The following is an 18,099-nucleotide window of genomic DNA, read 5'->3' on the forward strand; positions in this document are numbered from 1 at the left end:
CCTAGTTGATACTGGGAGGGCGGGCAACCAGCAGAGCAGCTATCAGTCAGCTTGGAGGGTATAGACCGCAGTCCGCTTTCCATACACTGCAATCTTCAGCGCATCGTTCCCGGCACTTGCAGCCGGTCTCTTCGAGCCCGCAGCAGCGACGCTCTCAAACCGCCACCCAACCCCGACCGCACACCCTCCGATTGCCGTGCACCTTCCTAAAACCCCTCCAAACCCCGCCAGAAGTCACCCTGCCCCGGACAGCCGGGAGGACGCGACCGGGGCAACCCTTGTAGGTGACTCACCTCTACCTGGCTGGCCGAACAGGCGTTACATTCGATTGGGGAATTATACGAGATCGTGCGCCAGGCTCGGGACATGAGCGATGAAGATCGGTGGCGAATACGTCAGGAGTTGGCGGTACCGATCAGCAAAACACTGCATGAGTGGATGTTAGCCCAGCGCGACCTGGTGCCCAACGGATCAGCCACGGCCAAAGCTCTCGCCTACAGCCTGAAACGCTGGGTAGAGCTAACGCGCTACCAGGACGATGGCGCTGCGCCAATCGACAACAACCAGGTCGAGACCAGATACGGCCGTGGGCACTAAAGGGCGCTCGAACTGGTTAGTTGCCGGGTCGTTGCGCTGCGGTAAACGGGCGGCTGCGATCATGAGTTTGATTCAGTCGGCGCGTATAAATGGCATGCGGACACTTACCGACAATCTCAATGATGATCCCATCTGGGTCAAAACTCGATCGCTCTAGCCAGCCAAAGGCTGGATAGCGATATTTAGCCTTGCCCCGGCCCTTGGATGGGTTGACCCTGACTCGGTTGAGCCTGGCTCATTCGCGCCCCGGATTCATTTGCTGCCGGCGCTCCGGCCAACTGAGCACCTTGAGATACCGAAGCTTGGGCTGCAGCCTCTTTAGCAGCTTGCTCCTTGGCCGACTCCTCAGCAGCGCGCGCCTCATCCGCACGCTTAAAGGATTCGCGGATGGCGTCACTGAAAAAGCTGATCGAAACGATATTGCTCTGGCGGAACGCGATGGGCCTGATGGGCGTATCGTTCGGGTAGTCCGTGGTGTAAATCACCCTCATGGTGTCTTTATCCCGGTAACCGCTTACCGACGGAATCAGCGATACCTCTTGGTCGACACCCGTGACCTCGGTAGGGGCCCCTACGTCGGTGATATGACCGACATAGACCTTGCGATCATCCATGGTGATCATCACCTGCCGCTTGAAAGCAAATGCTTTCACCATGGCTGAGCAAATCGGGCTGTGCCGCACTGACTGGGCGAGCAGGTACATCTCAATTTCATCTCTGTCGTTAGCATTCAGCTCGCGCTTGAACGCTCGAACGGTGAGGAATGACCAAAGGGCTGGCATCACCAGGGTAAGCACACCGGCAATCATCAGGAAGACGCTAGTCTGGCTGTAAGGGTCTTTGGCGATACCCACCTTCACGGACTGCTTGGCCAGCCAACTCAGGAAATCCAGATTGACCGGATAGCAAACGGGCGCAGCAACCTCAGCACCTGACGTCGGCACCTGCTTCCAGCTTGGACAGAAGCTGCCCCAGTCGTGGGATAAGACGCCGGTAACCACAGCCGTGATGACAAACGACATCAACAAGCAGTAGATGCCGTAGCGCGCTACCTGAAGGTAGAGCATCTGGCCTTCCCAGCGATGCAATCGGCAGTAGATTGTGGGGTCTTTCAGGCACACCAGAAAGCCGCTGACCAGGAGCGGCAGGATGAGTAAAAGGGCCATTTATTCGGCGTCAGTGTGCGCAGGCTTAACCAGTTTCTTGGCTTCGTCGCGAGAGGCGCGAACCAAGTCTTCGATCTCGGTGGCATCCATCGACATCCGACCGTCCCTCACAACGAGGGTGTCGATGTTCTTGATGGCCTGCATGAAGGCGTCATCTTCGGCCTTCTTCGCATCGCTACGATGTCCAATCCGGTTGAAAAACATAGGCGATTCCAGTGAGGATCAGGGAGGATTGCGCCCGGATTATAGCATATGCGGTAAAAAAACGCCTTTAAGGCTTCGGGATCGTACCTGCGAAGCTATTCAGTACAGCCTCTACCTGCGGCGGAACCTCGAACGGATGCTTGGAAAACGCATCGCTCAGGTGCCCCAGAATGAGCTGGTAAATGCCGCCTCGACTGGCGCGGTGAACCAGAAGGTCATGCTGAGCGATGCCGGTAGCGTCGAAAAGCAGATCCATCTCGACCTTGTCTTCCGCCCGAACTGTCACTCGCCACATGAAGCGCGGCAGGCTCTTGTATAGCGTATCCGCCAAGGGGATGCCCAGAGCAGGATACTCGAGACGAGCCGACGCCTTGTAATCACTGGCATTCGTCAGGTAGATGTCCCATTCCACGCGGGGGATATTCGGTTGATGCACTCGGAATTTTTCGATGAGCGCATCCAGAGACAATACCGCCGCATGGATCTCTCCATATGGGATACGGATCTTGTGGTACAGCGGGATCATGACGAAGCGGTTTTGAATATCGGCAAAGACTTCGCCTGGCCACGACGTTTTCAAGGTGGTCATGTCGCTGGGGTGAACCGGGCCTACCATGCTGGCAGCGCACCAGTTCATGCGAGCGAAAGGCCCCACCTGGTCGTCATGCGCGTACAGTCGGTCAATTCGCTCAGCGCGCAGCTGGAAGCCTGTCTTCCGCTGAGGAAGGGGTGGCGCCTCTGAAAGAGAAAAGCCGGTGATGGCTACGGCGTGCAGACCCATGAAGGAAAACTGCTCCTCGCCGTCCCACTCCTTCAATGCGAAGGCGAGGACGCAAGGAATCTTGCCCTTCAGAAACGCGTAAGCCACCCCGTTGAGGGTATGGCGATCCGTGGTGCTAATCACCATCGGCTCTAGCTCGAGCCTACGAACGGCGGCAGCCATCTGACTGGCCGTCAGCCCGTTGTTCGGGAATGCGCGAGCGCTCGCGAGCGCCAGGTTTTCCGGCATATGTTCCGCCGCCCAGTCAGTGATCACGACCGGAGGGGGTATTTGATGCTGGAAGAGCTTACCGGTGCCCTGGAAGCACGACCACAGAGCGCTAGTCGCGCACGCTGCGACAACAGTGTCTTGCTCTTGGTAGGCCAGGCTATGAACCTCGAGCCGCAGACCGAAGAGATGCACCTCATAGGTACGCAGGCTCGGGAAATGACGCCGCCCACTATCCGATGGGTAGGTACGCAAGCAGGTGCGACCGATGATCGACTGAGGAAGCGGCTTAACGACCACGAAGCCCAGGTAGCCATCACTCAGCGCTTGCTCGCTTAGGCCACCCGTTGCCGTGATGCACGCGTCGAAATCTTCTGCGCTGAAATCAACGTCAAAGAAGTGAAGACGGTGAGTCCGTCGGTCGTAGTCGCGGAAGCAGCGGTCATAGTAGGCCGCGTAGTCCTCCAGGTAGTCCTTATCGATGTAGTCGGTCTCGACCACGATCGTCTTGGCTTTGAGCTCGCTGAAATACTCTTCGAAGTAGATCCGATGGAATTTCCGGCTGATCTGGCCATGCGAGGTGCCGGCGGAGCCGTTAACAAAGCACTGGATCAGGTTCGCGATTGTGTAAGGGTGGACTGCAAACGCCAAAGATCACCTGCCAGGAATCAAGCCAAGGTGATCGGACGGTACAGCTCCTCAGGAGGAATGACGCTCGCCTTTTTGTATTCCTCGATGACGCCGCGTGCGAACGCAGCAGCCGAAGCTAGCTGATGGCCGGCATCCTCAGACTGAAACCAACGAGCTACAGCCTCAAGGTCTGTAGCAGACACAAGCGGAGCGGGCACGAGGGCATCCAACTGATTATTGACCATGGCTCTCAACCGTTCTGAGTAGGAATTTCAAGGTAACGATAGCTCACCAGACCACACGGTGCGCCATCGGGTCAACCCCGTGCTTGGACGAGGTTAGGTGCATTAGTACTGCGAAATGCGAGCGGAGACTAGATCAAAACGCATCTGACCGCCATAAATTTGTGCAGCTCCCGACCAGCTACCGCATCCCAAGGCCAAGTCTTCCTGCCACTCTCGTGAAATATCACGACGCCAAGGCCGCCTCCAAGAGACGTCACAAAAGCACCACCGGCATTTCTACGACCAATCTGGGAGGCGATTTGCTCAATTCAAGACATCGCCCCCAAGCTAGCGATCACCCGAGCAGCCCATCGTGACGACATCACGACACTCGCCACTCCTGGCGCTACAAAACCGTCACAGCACGCGGGACTTAGCCACGCATCAGGTTTAAGAGGCCAATCCTCAAGGTGTGACAACCCGCCCAAGGGTGCTATTGCGCTCGCAACGATGGCACCCTCTTCACCATCTGCCACCCCCGCAGATTTAGTGGCACAATGCCACGAAAAAGCGGACACCCATTTCTGCTGAGTAGAAGTTGAGGCAAACGGGAAATGGGAAAGCCAAATTAAGGATAGGCAAATGCGTTTGCATTCATTTTCTAGCTTTTCTGTATCAACCAGCATAGCAGTAGCACTTATTGCAATAAGCGCAATATCCAGCTACGTGGGGGTAACTGATGCCTGGTTCAGGCTCAGCGAGAACCAAATAATGTATTTGTATTCGACATCAGCTCAAGTTATTGCAGCTGTGTATGGGCTTACGATTACCGGCTACTTGTTTTTCAGAAGCGAGCTGTTACGAGAAGCACAAAATGATGACACCAGAGCCAAGTCCATTGAAAAAGTTGAAAAGAGGTATTTGTGGCAATTAATTGTAATCACCATTCTTGTCGCCATAACGATACTACTCACAAACGTGGTAATTGCAAAACAGAGTTCTTCCAGCCTCGTAACCCTCACAGTTCTTCTTAACTCAGCGCAGTCCAGTTTTGCTATTGCGTTTGTTGCCATATCTTTATTTGTTCTTGACGTAGTGACACCTCACAACGTTGAAGCAGCTAGCCAGCAGATTCAGAATGAGATTGACCCAGGCCATGGCTCAGACCGGGCACAGGGTAGCTTAGAAGACTTCATTCGCACGTACAACGAAATCGAAAACTTGTTGAAAAAGGCCACCGATATATTTCAACCTTTAATGCTGGCAATGCACGCTCCAAGCAAATTAAGAAGAACTCCTAATGCTCGACTTGCGGAGCTATTGTGGCGAGAGCGCAAGATAACGCATTCGTTATTTGTGGAAATCAAAGAATTGATCACTCTGAGGAATGCTATCGTTCACGGTGCCGATCCTGTAGTAAGCCAGGAGCTGGTTGAGCGCTCCAAGCGGGTGCTACAAGACTTTAAGGATGCCATTGAGAAAGCCGAGGAGGAAAACTCAACCCCTCGAAATGTCATGCCTTAATAATTTTGCTCATAGCCAACGGACACTAGGGAACGCCAAGCCAGTGAAACTTTTACTCTTGCCCGACAACAGTGGCGCAGGACTTCAAAAGCTCTACCATCGAGCGCTGCGGGAGTCTGAAGAGCTATATATTCTGAGCGCATACCTGACTGAATGGGATACGACTGTCAGACTTGGAAAACAGTGTAAAACTTTTGCATTCATCGTAGGTAAAGACTTCGGGATCACTCGGAAAGCGGCGTGCGCCAAAGTAATTGAGTGGCTACCACCTTCACGACGAACCCATTTTTTAGTAACAGAGCTGATTGAAGGGTTTCACCCTAAGTCAATGTTTTGGAGAGAGGCCGACGGAAGCTATCATGCTCTTGCAGGCTCCTCTAACCTCTCCAAAGCAGCATTTGCGACCAACCATGAAGTAAATGCCTACTCAAAAATTTCCCGCCCCGAGTTTGAGGCCGCAAAGGCATGGATACTAGAAATTAAAAAATCTTGTGTAATGCTAGGCCAGAGTTGGTTAGATGGCTATATCGAAGCGAAGCGTACAGGAAAGCCTAGCAGAGGAGGCAAAGCGACTCCCAAATTTCCAGATCGGGTTTTCAATCTTCGCCTGCCATCAAAAAGATCTATCTCTGCGTCAGAATCTTCTTTGGATTTCCGCAGGAGTCAGATGCTGACGTTTGAGAAGCTAAAAAAGGATCTACTCACGCATTTCAAAAACGCGTCGACGGTGCAGAAACGTTGGTGGACACCACAAAAAAACGAGGCCTTTTATCACGAGTTTCGTAGACTGTGGGATTTTGGCGACGGTAGTCGCTTTCAAGCAAATGGATGGGAGCGCCGAGGCAAAGACAGTGATTTCAGGGAGCTATCCATTTCACTCCTGCGCGTCATAGAGGCTAAAGCCTCTGATCGGGACGACGTTGTAATGAGTGAGATCGACCGCCTCACTGAACTGAAGATCGCAACACGCCGCTCTGTTTTTACCGAAATGCTGTGTCAATTCTTTCCTGCTTTGTACCATCTGGACAACGAACCGATAAGAGCTTGGATAAAATCCACGGGATGCTCAAGCCACTATGGAGCTACCGCAGGATACCGGTATCTTGAAGCGGCACTTCTTCTCAGAGCTGCTCTGTACTCCGCGCAAAACAAAAAAGGTGGCTATCCAGTCGAGAATCTTGGCGTGTTGGACGCACTTCTATGGGATGAGACTCGGAGGCGCAGGGCCCTGCTGTCCGATTAAGCTGAGGCAGTGCACTAAACGCTGGACGCGTCAGTAAACCCGAGGTTAGCCCGGCGCGGTTTCTTCTTGCCTGGAGCAAGCATTTGCATCGGCTTATCATCGACGTCAATCACGCCCTAGCTCAGCACCGCCCCACCCAGTGCATCCATCAGTTCTACATGCCTAAGGCACATACCTCAGAAGAAAACGGTTCACAGAAAACCGCCGACTCGGCGGTTTTTGCTTTCCAGTTTTTCCCACAGTTACCCACGTTTCTTGATCAGATCCAGCAGCAGGTGACCTTCCGGCATGGGGGACATCGTGCGGAGGAGTACGACGTTCTTCTGAACCGTTTTCTTGATTTCAGCTGCCGGCACAGGCTTTTCTAGACGTTTGAAGCCTTGCAGCTCTTGGTAGTGGCACTCGTCTTCGAAACCGTGGTGGCTACGCTTTTTAGTCACGCCTGTGCCTTTTCCATACGCCACGATCCCCTTGCCGTTCTCATACAAGAAGACGATGTCCCCTTGATTGATTCGATTAATGTTGAGCTTCCAAGGCGCGTAAAACGCAGCCGCACAGCCCTCGCTCAGCATGCGCTCGTGATCCTCGACACTATGGCGCTTGTTGGTATTCAGGATGTAAAAATTTGAAGCAGGTTGGGAATCGATTTCCGCTGCTGCCTCCACCTCGTCGTCGAGCTTCATAGCAACTTTGGCAATCTCAACTCCTTTTTCAAGAAGCTTGAGCATGGTCTCCTGTCGGCTCATATCAAGGTGGTCAGCCAGCCCTTCGATGAAGGAATAGAGCTCTTTGGGCATCCGAATAGACGCGGAAGCTAGGTCGCTCTTGGTCTTAGCAACGTTCTCGATCAAGGAAATGATGTCGGTCATGGGGGGCCCCTTTTCAGATGGCGAAAAGCATCCCACGGAATAGACTTAGAAGCAACGAATGCTTTTTAAAAAAAGCACCTAGAGAATCACGTGCTCAGTTGCAGCATCCCGGATGAGCCCTTTAGGGCGAGATGGATAGGACGAAATCGGCGATCTGCCGGCCGTAGCGGTACATCAGGTATGCAGTAGCTACGACCGCCGTAGGGAAGATCCCGTAGACGACCAATGGGCTTACCAGGCTGTCGCCTCCGATGAGCACCGTCAGGACGAATAGGCTTACTATCAACAAAGGAATGAAGGTTGCGGCTAAGACGGTAAGCGTCACGGCAGCCCAAAATATCAGTCCAAATATCATCCTGATCACGCTTGCGCTCCATCGAGGCAGTGATACCTACTCGCCAAACGAGGCGACCCAAGAACGGCATTTAATCGCGGCCTGTAGCCCCTTCGGGAACGCGACGCTTTTTGCGTCCGCTGCCATGGGACAGGCCCACCTTCACCCATATTCTTAAGATTCGATCCTCTGCAGGGCTCATCAGGAAGCTTATCTTCGAAGCACCCAATGTAACCCCATAGCGGAGCCTATCATGAGCAAGAACGTCGTCTTCACACCAGGTCGCCAGATGTACCATTTCACTCAGCTTCGTCAGGAGGTAGGCGACCTGCAGGTCATTGGCCTGATGGCTCAACGACTGATCAACACCACTCAGCTATCCATACCGATGGCTGTTCGCACCGCGACTGACCAGTTCGAGATGCTTGATCAGCTTCAGCAAGGCAGCCCCGTTTTTTCGCAGATGCGGGCGGATGCCGGATTTGGCCGCTTAGCCATAGACACCGCCCAAACCCCTGCGGTGATTCAGCGCATCGAAAACAAGGATGAGTGACATGAGCGAGAAACACGTTGCCCCAACCGAACCCGCACTCTACGACCCTGCGACCTCAATCGACGCCCTTGATCCGATGGAGCCGTTCGATAAATCAGACTTTGCTGACTACATCTACGCCAGATTCCAGGCGTCTGAGAAGATTTATGAGCCACTCAAAGATTTACTGGCAAGCTACAAGATTGAGCCTGATCAGATTTTGGGCTCGGAACTCACGACGACCGAAAACTCAGACCAGCTCTTACAATTTGAACGAGCAAAGCTTTTGGTTTTAGCGCGCTCAATGTCTGCGAAAAACAAAAAGTGGCGATCGATTGTCAGTCGTTCCAAACCCACAATGAGCGCTGTATTCGGCTCTAGCGCCCCTGGCAGCTTGACTCACAAAGAGAAGCTCGCATTATCTCGCAACTACATTACGTTACTTAAAAATGGTATTCCAGCCGCACAACTTGACTCAGCCAAACCATTATTGGAGAACATAACCGGCGATGTGTTTGATGGCGGGACTTTCGAAAAGCTCGGATCCCTGATGTCGACGTACACCACTAACTATATTACTGCCCGTCAGCGCGAGCTTTTAGCAAAATCGAATAAAATCAATGGCCGAATGGATGGCACAAATGGCTATAAACACTGGCCATCGGACATACCCCCTGATTTTGGCTTAGCGGATGCAATTGAGCGCGCCAAAGATGGCTTCTTACTGATGTTAGAGCAGTCTCAACCAGACGCTGAAAAGGACATGGCTCGGATTCGGCTGCTAAAAGACTTCTTCCTTGACTCCGAAAGCTCGTTTTGGGAGGAAACACACAAACTCAACTTGGATATTTTAAATCACCTCCCTCCAGAGCTACTCAGGCTTAATTTACAAATGTCTTGGGATCAGATTGGCGAGCGAGTAACCCAAGCATTTGATAAAAATTCAAATCATTTGCCGGATGACCTGCTGGCAGAGGCAGAGTGTTTGATTTGGCTTTATGGCTTGAAGCACTGCCCCATCACCATTGAGAAAGCTGACGAAGAAAGAGATATATATTTTGAAGGAAATAGAACACCCCAGTACTTGGCCATATCGGCAGTAATTTTGAACCATTTGCGCCTTGCGCATAAAAATATAAAAATAAGTATCCCCGGGGAAACCTATGTAAAAGTACCCGTGTACAAAGCGTTCCAGAGCGCACTGATGGACGCGGGAGTAGATTTAACTTTGGGCGTAGAAGCCAATAAGGTACAACTAACCAGCGCCTACCGCGATATGGACACAAAAGCGATGGCATACCTAGCATCATTATTCTCCATCGCAACAAATGCCGTCGATGGAAAATCAAATTATATACGCCCGGATTATTTCCTTGGACAAGCTGAAGTCAAGGCAAGACGTACCGCGCTCCTAGCCGAGCTGCCTAAAATGCTCAAGCCTTATAGCTGCAAGACTGCGTTCATGCACATCTGTACCTTCATATGCATAATGCGAGATTGTACACTTAGTGCCCTTCGCCAAACTGGCCATCGAACAGCAAAATAAACCGTACTGACATCGATGGCGACAGTCGACCCTAAACCATCACAGGAGAATCTATACAATTGTTTCCGATCAGGACAGTTCAACGAGAAAGGCTCTGAGCATTTGCTCAACTGAAACTTGGTTAATCATCTACCGCTGGCTGCTTCACCAGCCAGCGTTCTGCTCCGTTGTAGTCATCACCGCCTACTGCGATATAGATTTGCCCCGTTTCATCAACTGCGTATACTCCTGGTCGTTCGCATTGAGGATCTCGAACCTCATCTTTCCAAGCGTATACCTCTCCTTCCCAGATCATCACGATCCCGCCCCGGTACTCTTCATTCTTTGCTCGCCACCGGCAGCAGTTACGCGCAGTGCATTCCAAAAAGCCTTCATAGATCGATGTACCCTTTATTAGCTCTAAATGTCAGGCACTCAGCAGCGGAAAAAACTCACCAACAAGCCTACCGCTGTCCTAGCCTTTCACTTGCAGTAGACAGTCCATAGCTCGTCAACTCGTGTGGTGAAGCTTTGGCTCATCATCTCCCGGCGCATGCCCCATGAGGGATCCACTGGCACGCTTGCCAGCCGCATCGTCCCCTTGCCCCACCTGCCGTTCACCGCATCGAGCACACCCATGAGCTTCTCGGTCGCCACCGGCTGAGCAGCCGCAAACAGGTCACCCGTAATTTCGTTCGGTTGGCTGAGGTCGAGCAGCAACACCTCTGCCTTGCTGTAGCGGAAACCTTCACGGAATACTCGCTCCACGCCCTCCTGCGCTGCCTTTGTCAGCAAACGCGTATCGTCCGTTGGATATGGCAGCTCGACCAGGACGCCGTTGGCATACTTCGCCTCGTCCGGATTGAACATACCCGTGCGGATGCTCACCCGTAGCCGTTTGCAGAGCGAATGCTGGGCACGAAGCTTCTCGGCAGCCCTGGACGTATAGGTGGCCACCGCTTCTTTAATCGGAGCTAGCTCGGTCAGTCGGGTACCGAACATACGGCTGCAGCAGATCTCCTTTTTAGGTGGGGCAGGCTCGTCCAGCTCGAGGCACGAAGTGCCGGCCAGCTCCCTGGCGGTCTTCTCCACCACCACGCTGAACTGCTTTCGGAGCGACCAGGCGTCGGCATGAGCCAGCTCCCAAGCAGTGCGGATATCCATAGCCGCCAGGTGGGCGGAAAGGCGACGACCGATACCCCAGACGTCTCCCGCATCGCACTTCTTGAGCACCCAGTTGCGCTTCACGTCATCGCGCAAATCGACGACACCACCGGTATGGTTCTGCCATTTCTTGGCAGCGTAGTTGGCCAGCTTCGCCAACGTTTTTGTCGAGGCAATGCCGACTCCAACAGGGATACCTGTACGCCGATAGACCTCCGCTCGGATCTGCCGGCCCAGGCGCTCGAGGTCTCCAGGGATGCCCGTGAGCTCAGCGAAGGCTTCGTCGATGCTGTAGACCTCGGCAGCGGGCACCATGGACTCGATAACCGACATGACCCGCTCACTCATATCGCCATAGAGCGAGTAGTTGGACGAACACGCCACAATGCCGTGCTTACGGAGCTTGTCTTTGATCTGGAAGTACGGTTCGCCCATCTTCACAAATGGCTTCGCGCACGCGCTTCTTGCTATCACACAGCCATCATTGTTGCTGAGCACTACGACGGGCTTGGTGCGAAGGTCGAGGCGGAACACCCGTTCACAGCTCGCATAAAAGCTGTTGCAGTCGATGAGGGCAAATACGCGATCAGAGCTTGGCATGGCTACGCACGCTGTAGGTCACCACACCCCAGATCTCGAGCTCCTCACCCTCCAGGAGATACCTAGACGGGTAACGAGGGTTCTCGGAACGCAGCACTACCTGGGTGCCCTCACGACCTAAGCGCTTGCACAGCGGTTCGCAGTTCACCGCAGCGATCACAATATGACCTGGCTCTGGCGGTATGGAGCGGTCGACCAGCACAAGGTCTCCAGGGTAGATACCAGCACCGATCATGCTGTCGCCTTCAACCCTGACGAGGTAGATGTGTGGGGCTCGGATGTCGAAGAGCTCGTCCAGGGAGAGCCGCTTCTCCATGTGGTCTGCAGCAGGAGACGGAAAGCCTGCCGGCACTTGAAATGAGTACAGAGGGAGCTCTGTGGTGCTGGGGTCGAGCGAGCCAAGGAAAGTGATCATGACGAAAACGCCTTTACTGTATATGCGTACAGTTAAACGGTTTGATGGCACCTGGTCAACGCCACCTGGTCAGCTCATGAAAGCTGAGGAAAATTCAGGGCGATTTTCTGAGGGGATCTGTGATGGTTTCAGCCATGCCCTGCATAGCTCGCCCCACTCGCGGCCTGCTGATTGTTTCTGCAGGAACATTCGTAATCAGCTTCGGCGCGTGTTGAGAAATTACAGGTGAGCCGAGTTTTCTGATGGGTATCGTAAAGGTCGTAGCCTGCTCCAAGAGCGGTGGGAAGGCCGGTGCGACGAGGGAAGATTTCTTTCTCCACTGGTACAGCAGGAACCACAACAAATCGCGTCTGCATGATCATCCCTCTTCCGGCAGTACCTTAGTATTAGTACCGATATGTGAAAGCATCAAGACCGCTCATGCTGTGGCTGCCGGACATACCTGGAATCATCTACAGGCGGCAACCCAGACCTGCCGAGCTAGGCTTGTTGATTGGAGATTCAACAGGATGGGTGGGTGTCGCGTACAATAGGCACAACGTGCTGAACGGGGTTGTTCATACCCATGGATGCAAGGCAAAAAAATGCCCCGGCAGTACCTCACCGGGGCCAAGTTCCATATGCAACCTTTAATGGCTCCGTGCCGTTTCCAGCTCGGCTCGCAGCGAATCCACTGCCGCGACGATCACTCGCGCTGTGGATAACACTTTCGCGCCTGCAGGACTGAGCAGCGTTCGCCGTGATGCACTAACGAACAACTCGACGCCCAGTTCTGCCTCCAGCGCGTTCAGATGCTTGGTGACAGCCGGCTGACCAATGCCGAGCTGTGCCGCAGCGGCGCTCACTGTTCCCAGGTCAACAGTCGCCAGAAAGCTTTCCAGCTTGGTGACGTTCATGTGTTTCACCAGGCCTACAGGTCAAGCACTAGAAGCTTGGACTTCGCACGCGAAACGCACGCCGTCAGACAGCTACCTTTTTCGGAGTCGTCGAGGATGTAGTCCTGATGGTCGACTTCTCCTTCCAGATAACGAATCTTGCAGGTGCCACACAGTCCCGACTGGCATGAAGTCTCGACTGGGTAACCCGCATCCTGGAGCACCTGCGCGAGATTCTCGTGGGCCTGGACGACGATCTCTTCGCCATTGCTGGCTATGCGTGCGACGAACGAACCATTGCTCTGCTCCGCGCTTGCCGGCTCAGGTGCTTTCACGGGTGCCTTGAAGTGCTCAAAGTGAACTGTGCCAGCAGGCCAATGAGCAGCGGCTTCCTTGCACGCGTTCATGAAGCCTGCAGGCCCGCAGTAATACACGTGGCAACCTTCGGGGGCGTCTTTCAGGAATGACTGTAGGTCGAAGCTCTTGGATGGATCCCCGCCATCGAAATGAAGGACGACCTTTCCTTCCCCGATCAGCTCTTCCATCTCCTCTGAAAACGCAGCGAACTCGGGGCCTTTGCAACAGTAGTGGAGCTCATACTCCTGCTTCGCCGACTCCAGTGCATGCATCATCGATTTCATGGGCGTGACGCCGATGCCACCGGCCAAGAGGATGGACTTGCGAGCTTCCTTGCTCAGCATAAAGTTGTTACGCGGCACACTGACCCTCACGGTTTCACCGACATGCAGCTGATGAACCGCGATGGAGCCGCCAGTCCCTCGCTCATCACGCAGTACACCAATCACGTAGCGATGAGGCTCGGCGGGCGAATTGCTCAGCGAATATTGCCTGACCATTCCATTGGGCAGATGGATGTCGATGTGTGAGCCGGCTGTAAATGGTGGAAGCGCACCACCATTCGGATCAACGAGCTCGTATGAGTTGATCCCCTGGGCTTCGCGGGTAACGCGACGGATCAACAGTTCCAGCAACGCTGGGTTGGGATTTGCTAAAGATGTCATCGTCATCACCTCTCACCAAGGCACGGGAGCCCCAGGTAGCCCAGGGCCCGCGCTTTCTTCTTATTGTTCTTTGAAGCTCTGTTCCAACTGCTCGAACCGTGCCGTGACGAAATCCGCACGCTCCTTGCCCTTGAGCTTGTCAGCTTCGGTGAGGATGGCCACTGCCTCCCTTGCGAGCTTGCGGCGATTGATAACCTCTTGTTCCGGAGTCGCGGCTCTGGGCATGTTGAACACGTTGCCGGTGCAGTAGCTGTTCGGCTCACCGCCCATGTCACGCAGCCACTGGGCGAAACCAGCTGCCGCAGCTTGCGGGTTGGTGCCACGGATGCCATCGCGCAGCATTTTGCGGAACGCATACAGGCCGGCGTCGAACTTGGTCGGGTTCTCCAGCGAGTGCACCGCAATTGGACGTTGGCTGATGATGGCCTCGTAGTCCCCTGGAGCGTACTGAGCTTCCTTGTAATTGTGACGTTCACGGTGGTTGGACGGAATCGGTGGAATGTCTTCGAGCTTGTATTTGCCGAAGCGCTCTGGACGACGCATGGCCACTTGGCCTTCCAAGAAGTCGATGGTCTCGTACCCGACCATGCTCTTGTCACCGACGCCACGGGTGTCGATGCCTGGGCCCATGACGCGCCAACCAATCATCTTGGAGTTTTCGTCATCCACAGGAACAGTCCAGCGGACGATGTGGAAGCGGCTGAACAGCTTCTTCGCCGAACCGTCTTCCGACGTGTAGGCATGCAGGCTGAGGTTCGGCAATACCTGATGCTGAATACGCAGGAACATGCGGTCGTCGTTCACGCGACGAGCGCCCGCACAGGCCAGACTACGACCCTGGTGAACCGGGATGAATTGCATGTCCGGAGCGACTTCCATCGAGGCGGCGCCGACTTCGTCGAAGGTGGTGCCCTGGAACTGGCCGCCCACGACGTTCTTCGCCGAGTGCAGGGCAGTTGGATGGAAGTTGTCCGCCGCGTTGTCCTGCACCTGCAGCCAGTTGCAGTGCTGGAAGTTGCTGTACGGAACCAGCTCGTCGCCTTCCATCACAGTGAAATTCTGCTCCCATTCGGGGAACGGCGGCTCTTCATCAGGCGGGCCCATGTAGGCGAACACCAACCCGTGACGCTCGAACGCCTTATAGGCACCCTGGCGGATAGAGCAGGCATATTTCTCGCCTTCCTTTTCCTCGCCGGCAGGGAACGGGACATGGAGGCAGGCACCATCCACATCGAAGACCATACCGTGATAGCAGCACTTGATGCCCTTCTCCTGAATGGCATCTCAGCATGTAGAACATGGCGGGCGTTTGTACGAACACCATACAGGCTGACAGTACCCCCCAGCTGACCATGATGCGGGCGATCCACCGACGAGCGCCGATCTTGTGCAGCATCATGTTGCTCGGCACCTCAAAGATGAAGTAACCGAAGAAAAAGATCCCGGCCCCAAGACCGTACACGGTCTCGCTGAACTTGAGTTCGTCGAGCATCTGCAACTTGGCAAAGCCGACGTTCACCCGATCCAGGTAAGCGAACACGTAGCACAGAAAGAGAAAGGGGATCAGTCGAAGGGTTAAGCGCGCGTACAGCTTTGACTCGTCCGGAATGGAACGCGAATCGGGGACGCAGGCAGCATCAAGAGCATTAGGCATCTGCCTATCTCCAGTCATTGTTATTGTGCGGTAAGGAAGAGGCGCCGCCCGGACGGACAGCGCCAGAGGGCGTTACGAGAACATGTCAGGCTGCTCAGCCGCGATCTTGTCGTACAGCGCCTGGAAGTGCAGCCAGCCAATGAAGGGGCTGCCCACGTTCTCACGGCTGTAGCGGCAACGTTCTGGCGACACCAGTTTTGGTGTGATGCCAGAGGCCTCGATCAGCAACTGCTGCTGGCAGCAGCGTTCCAGAGCGATGAACCAGAATGCGGCTTCGTCGATGCTGTGGCGGCTCGCGGTCAGCAGGCCGTGGTTTTGGTGAATAGCAGCGCGCACGTCTTTGAAGTAATCGCAGACGGCGTTACCAGCCTTGGTCTCCACCGCAACGGCGCCGGCTTCTGCAGTGATGACGACGTGGTCTTCAAAAAACACGGCAGCATCTTGGGTGATCGGCAGCAGCGGACGCCCGGTGGAGGCCCATGCGCCACCGTAGATGGTGTGAGCGTGGCACATCGCAACGATGTCCGGGTGCGCTTCGTGGACGGCAGCGTGCAACACGAAACCGGCACGGTTGATGGCGTAGTCACCCTGAACCACTTTGCCCTTGTGGTCGGCCAGGATCAGGTTGGACATCTTGACCTGTGAGAAGTGAACGGCCATCGGGTTCGTCCAGTACAGCTCAGGAAACTCTGGATCACGGACAGTCAGGTGACCAGCAAAGCCGTAATCGAGGCTGTGCTCGGCGAATGCGCGGCACGCAGCCACCAGGTGCTTCTTGCGGTACTGACGCTCTTCTTCGAAGTTCTTGAACTCAGGGATCTCGGGGAAGATGAGCCCTTCCTGTTCAGGCTGATAAATCGAAATGCGCTTCTTACCGCCTGCGGTTGGGTCAAGTTTGAGTACCGATTCCACGATTACCACCTCTGGTTATTGTTTGGGGTGACGTCATGGTCTCGATCTGGCGTGGGGGTGACAAACGATCCGTTTTCAAGCAAGGCTCAATAAAATTCAGTCTTCGCTGTTTGGCATCTACGGCATGAAGCCGGCACTACGAAAGCTCTCGAGGGCCTGATCGTAATTCAGCCCTTGAAACGCAAAATGCCCTGGAGCGAGTAAACGCCAGGGCACATTGCACTGATGCTGCGATGCAGCATTGGAAGGTTGTCAGGCGTTTTGCATAGCTCTGACTTTGTCAGTGGTAATGAGCTCACCACCGATGCCCCAGTCACCGCTCTTCACCTCTTCGAAGATGACCCAGGTCACACCACGCATTTTCTCGCCTTCAACCGAGACCATGGCGTCGGTGATCTTGCTGATGATCTCTGCCTTCTGCTCCGCAGAGAAAACACCTTCGATGCCTTTCACAGTTACCAATGGCATAACCGCACTCCTTCAGTTATTGGGTATTCCGATGATCAACACGCCTGATCAAGCCTGGTAAGGCGCGTAGTCCGTGTAGCCTTTTGCCCCGATCACACCGTAGAACGTGGAATGATCGCTGGGGGCCAGAGGCCAGCCGTTTTGCATCCGCTCCACCAGATCGGGGTTGGCGATGTAGGAGGTGCCGAAGGCGATCAGATCGTGATTGCCGTTCTGCAGCTCCGCTTCTGCCAGCTCAGCGGTGAAGCCACCTGCGCCAATGACCGTGCCCTTATAGAGCGAGCGGAACTGCTTGTAGAAACCATCCGGGAATGGAACCGCGTCCAGTGTTGGCTGGTAGTTCAGATGGACGAAGGCCAATTCGCGCTCGTTCAATTCGGCAGCAACACTGTTCCAGGTTGCTTCCTCTTCCGGGTACGGGCGAAGGTCATACAGGCGCCCAAACGGCGAGATACGAACACCGACACGGAAGCTGCCAATGGCATCAGCAATCGCGTCGACCGTTTCCAGCAAGAAGCGCTGTCGGTTTTGAATCGAGCCGCCGTACTCATCGGTACGCGTGTTGATTTGGCTGCTCAGGAACTGGTCGAACAGGAATGCGTTAGCCGCCATGAGCTCCACACCATCGAAGCCCGCATCCACCGCTCGCAGTGCGGCGGCAACGAAGTCTTCGGTCACGCGGTGGATCTCATCCACAGTTAAAGCACGCGGGACACTCGGTGCGACCGGGCCAGCCACACCGGGTGCAGTCCAGGCGTAAACCGTAGTGCCCACAGCAGGCTCGGCACTTGCCGAAACAGGCGCTGCGTTGCCAGGCTGCAGCGATTCGTGAGACATCCGGCCTACATGCCACAGCTGGGCGAAGATCTTGCCGCCTTTAGCATGAACGGCATCAGTTACCTCGCGCCAAGCGCGGGTCTGCTCGTCGGTGTAAATGCCGGGGGTGTACAGGTAACCGCGCCCCTCGTCGGAGATCGGCAGGCCTTCAGTGATAATTAGGCCCGCCGAGGCCCGCTGCGCGTAGTACAGAGCGGTCAGCTCGGACGGCACATTGTCTTCCGTCCGGGTGCGGGTCATTGGGGCCATCACAACGCGGTTGGCGAGTTTGAGGCCTTCCAGGTCGTAAGGAGTAAACAGCTTTTTCATGATCTAC

Annotated in this window: 20 protein-coding genes and 2 pseudogenes; 5 read left to right on the forward strand and 17 right to left on the reverse strand. The window is 54.7% G+C overall.

Features of this window, described 5'->3' with window-relative positions; translation table 11 throughout:
- Window positions 1-303: 303 nt before the first annotated feature.
- Window positions 304-691 (forward strand): annotated as a pseudogene (locus MJ643_RS06010) (transposase); the annotation flags it as partial.
- A gap of 88 nt (window positions 692-779) precedes the next feature.
- Here the strand turns inward: MJ643_RS06010 and MJ643_RS06015 are convergent.
- From MJ643_RS06015 to MJ643_RS06030, 4 genes are all read right to left on the reverse strand, one after another.
- Window positions 780-1,763, reverse strand: a complete 984-nt coding sequence (locus tag MJ643_RS06015; RefSeq protein WP_243899819.1) for a hypothetical protein — start codon at window positions 1,761-1,763, stop codon at window positions 780-782.
- Window positions 1,764-1,967 (reverse strand): hypothetical protein, encoded by a 204-nt coding sequence (locus MJ643_RS06020; protein ID WP_021783627.1) that lies wholly within the window; start codon window positions 1,965-1,967, stop codon window positions 1,764-1,766. It abuts the gene before it with no gap.
- Window positions 1,968-2,034: 67 nt separating this feature from the next.
- Complete coding sequence (locus MJ643_RS06025) at window positions 2,035-3,606, reverse strand: hypothetical protein (protein ID WP_208209209.1); 1,572 nt, start codon at window positions 3,604-3,606, stop codon at window positions 2,035-2,037.
- Between the two features lie 17 nt (window positions 3,607-3,623).
- Window positions 3,624-3,830 carry a hypothetical protein gene (locus MJ643_RS06030; protein ID WP_021783625.1) on the reverse strand — a complete coding sequence of 69 codons (207 nt, stop codon included), beginning with the start codon at window positions 3,828-3,830 and terminating at the stop codon, window positions 3,624-3,626.
- A gap of 621 nt (window positions 3,831-4,451) precedes the next feature.
- On the opposite strand from MJ643_RS06030, the gene MJ643_RS06035 reads away from it, so the two are divergent.
- Complete coding sequence (locus MJ643_RS06035; RefSeq protein WP_208209210.1) at window positions 4,452-5,333, forward strand: hypothetical protein; 882 nt, start codon at window positions 4,452-4,454, stop codon at window positions 5,331-5,333.
- A 43-nt stretch (window positions 5,334-5,376) separates the two neighbouring features.
- Window positions 5,377-6,576 (forward strand): phospholipase D family protein, encoded by a 1,200-nt coding sequence (locus tag MJ643_RS06040; RefSeq protein ID WP_208209211.1) that lies wholly within the window; start codon window positions 5,377-5,379, stop codon window positions 6,574-6,576.
- A 242-nt stretch (window positions 6,577-6,818) separates the two neighbouring features.
- Here MJ643_RS06040 and MJ643_RS06045 read toward each other — a convergent pair whose 3' ends face one another.
- Both MJ643_RS06045 and MJ643_RS06050 read right to left on the reverse strand, forming a co-directional pair.
- Window positions 6,819-7,445 carry a hypothetical protein gene (locus MJ643_RS06045; RefSeq protein ID WP_208209212.1) on the reverse strand — a complete coding sequence of 209 codons (627 nt, stop codon included), beginning with the start codon at window positions 7,443-7,445 and terminating at the stop codon, window positions 6,819-6,821.
- A 121-nt stretch (window positions 7,446-7,566) separates the two neighbouring features.
- Window positions 7,567-7,800: a hypothetical protein gene (locus tag MJ643_RS06050; RefSeq protein ID WP_247726711.1), complete on the reverse strand. Its 234-nt coding sequence runs from the start codon at window positions 7,798-7,800 to the stop codon at window positions 7,567-7,569.
- Between the two features lie 232 nt (window positions 7,801-8,032).
- On the opposite strand from MJ643_RS06050, the gene MJ643_RS06055 reads away from it, so the two are divergent.
- Together MJ643_RS06055 and MJ643_RS06060 are read left to right on the forward strand one after the other, a co-directional pair.
- Window positions 8,033-8,332: a hypothetical protein gene (locus MJ643_RS06055; protein ID WP_021783619.1), complete on the forward strand. Its 300-nt coding sequence runs from the start codon at window positions 8,033-8,035 to the stop codon at window positions 8,330-8,332.
- A 1-nt stretch (window position 8,333) separates the two neighbouring features.
- Window positions 8,334-9,857: a hypothetical protein gene (locus MJ643_RS06060; protein WP_208209213.1), complete on the forward strand. Its 1,524-nt coding sequence runs from the start codon at window positions 8,334-8,336 to the stop codon at window positions 9,855-9,857.
- 121 nt (window positions 9,858-9,978) lie between these two features.
- Here MJ643_RS06060 and MJ643_RS06065 read toward each other — a convergent pair whose 3' ends face one another.
- From MJ643_RS06065 to MJ643_RS06115, 11 genes and pseudogenes are all read right to left on the reverse strand, one after another.
- A complete protein-coding gene (locus MJ643_RS06065; protein ID WP_243899820.1) occupies window positions 9,979-10,221 on the reverse strand; it encodes an antirestriction protein ArdR in 243 nt (80 codons plus the stop codon).
- Window positions 10,222-10,319: 98 nt separating this feature from the next.
- Window positions 10,320-11,600, reverse strand: coding sequence for a Y-family DNA polymerase (locus MJ643_RS06070; protein WP_208209214.1), 1,281 nt, complete (start codon window positions 11,598-11,600; stop codon window positions 10,320-10,322).
- Window positions 11,587-12,015 (reverse strand): S24 family peptidase, encoded by a 429-nt coding sequence (locus tag MJ643_RS06075; RefSeq protein WP_021783616.1) that lies wholly within the window; start codon window positions 12,013-12,015, stop codon window positions 11,587-11,589. Before MJ643_RS06075 ends, MJ643_RS06070 begins: the two co-directional genes overlap by 14 nt.
- Before the next feature lie 128 nt (window positions 12,016-12,143).
- Window positions 12,144-12,377 carry a hypothetical protein gene (locus MJ643_RS06080; protein WP_021783615.1) on the reverse strand — a complete coding sequence of 78 codons (234 nt, stop codon included), beginning with the start codon at window positions 12,375-12,377 and terminating at the stop codon, window positions 12,144-12,146.
- A 267-nt stretch (window positions 12,378-12,644) separates the two neighbouring features.
- The gene (locus tag MJ643_RS06085; RefSeq protein WP_021783614.1) at window positions 12,645-12,911 is read right to left on the reverse strand and encodes a LysR family transcriptional regulator; all 267 of its coding nucleotides are present in this window, start codon (window positions 12,909-12,911) and stop codon (window positions 12,645-12,647) included.
- Window positions 12,912-12,925: 14 nt separating this feature from the next.
- Window positions 12,926-13,918, reverse strand: coding sequence for a PDR/VanB family oxidoreductase (locus MJ643_RS06090; RefSeq protein WP_046784302.1), 993 nt, complete (start codon window positions 13,916-13,918; stop codon window positions 12,926-12,928).
- 54 nt (window positions 13,919-13,972) lie between these two features.
- Entirely contained in the window at window positions 13,973-15,142 is a 1,170-nt protein-coding gene (locus MJ643_RS06095; protein ID WP_247726709.1) for a (2Fe-2S)-binding protein, read from the reverse strand.
- A 40-nt stretch (window positions 15,143-15,182) separates the two neighbouring features.
- Window positions 15,183-15,566, reverse strand: a pseudogene (locus MJ643_RS06100) (MFS transporter); the annotation flags it as partial.
- Between the two features lie 72 nt (window positions 15,567-15,638).
- Window positions 15,639-16,478, reverse strand: a complete 840-nt coding sequence (locus tag MJ643_RS06105; protein ID WP_009681448.1) for a class II aldolase/adducin family protein — start codon at window positions 16,476-16,478, stop codon at window positions 15,639-15,641.
- A gap of 252 nt (window positions 16,479-16,730) precedes the next feature.
- The gene (locus tag MJ643_RS06110) at window positions 16,731-16,946 is read right to left on the reverse strand and encodes a 4-oxalocrotonate tautomerase family protein (protein WP_009681449.1); all 216 of its coding nucleotides are present in this window, start codon (window positions 16,944-16,946) and stop codon (window positions 16,731-16,733) included.
- Between the two features lie 48 nt (window positions 16,947-16,994).
- Complete coding sequence (locus MJ643_RS06115; RefSeq protein ID WP_082044636.1) at window positions 16,995-18,092, reverse strand: alkene reductase; 1,098 nt, start codon at window positions 18,090-18,092, stop codon at window positions 16,995-16,997.
- Window positions 18,093-18,099: the final 7 nt, after the last annotated feature.

Origin of the sequence: Pseudomonas sp. PNPG3 (assembly GCF_023093815.1) — a bacterium.
In the GTDB taxonomy this organism is placed as follows: domain Bacteria; phylum Pseudomonadota; class Gammaproteobacteria; order Pseudomonadales; family Pseudomonadaceae; genus Aquipseudomonas; species Aquipseudomonas asiatica.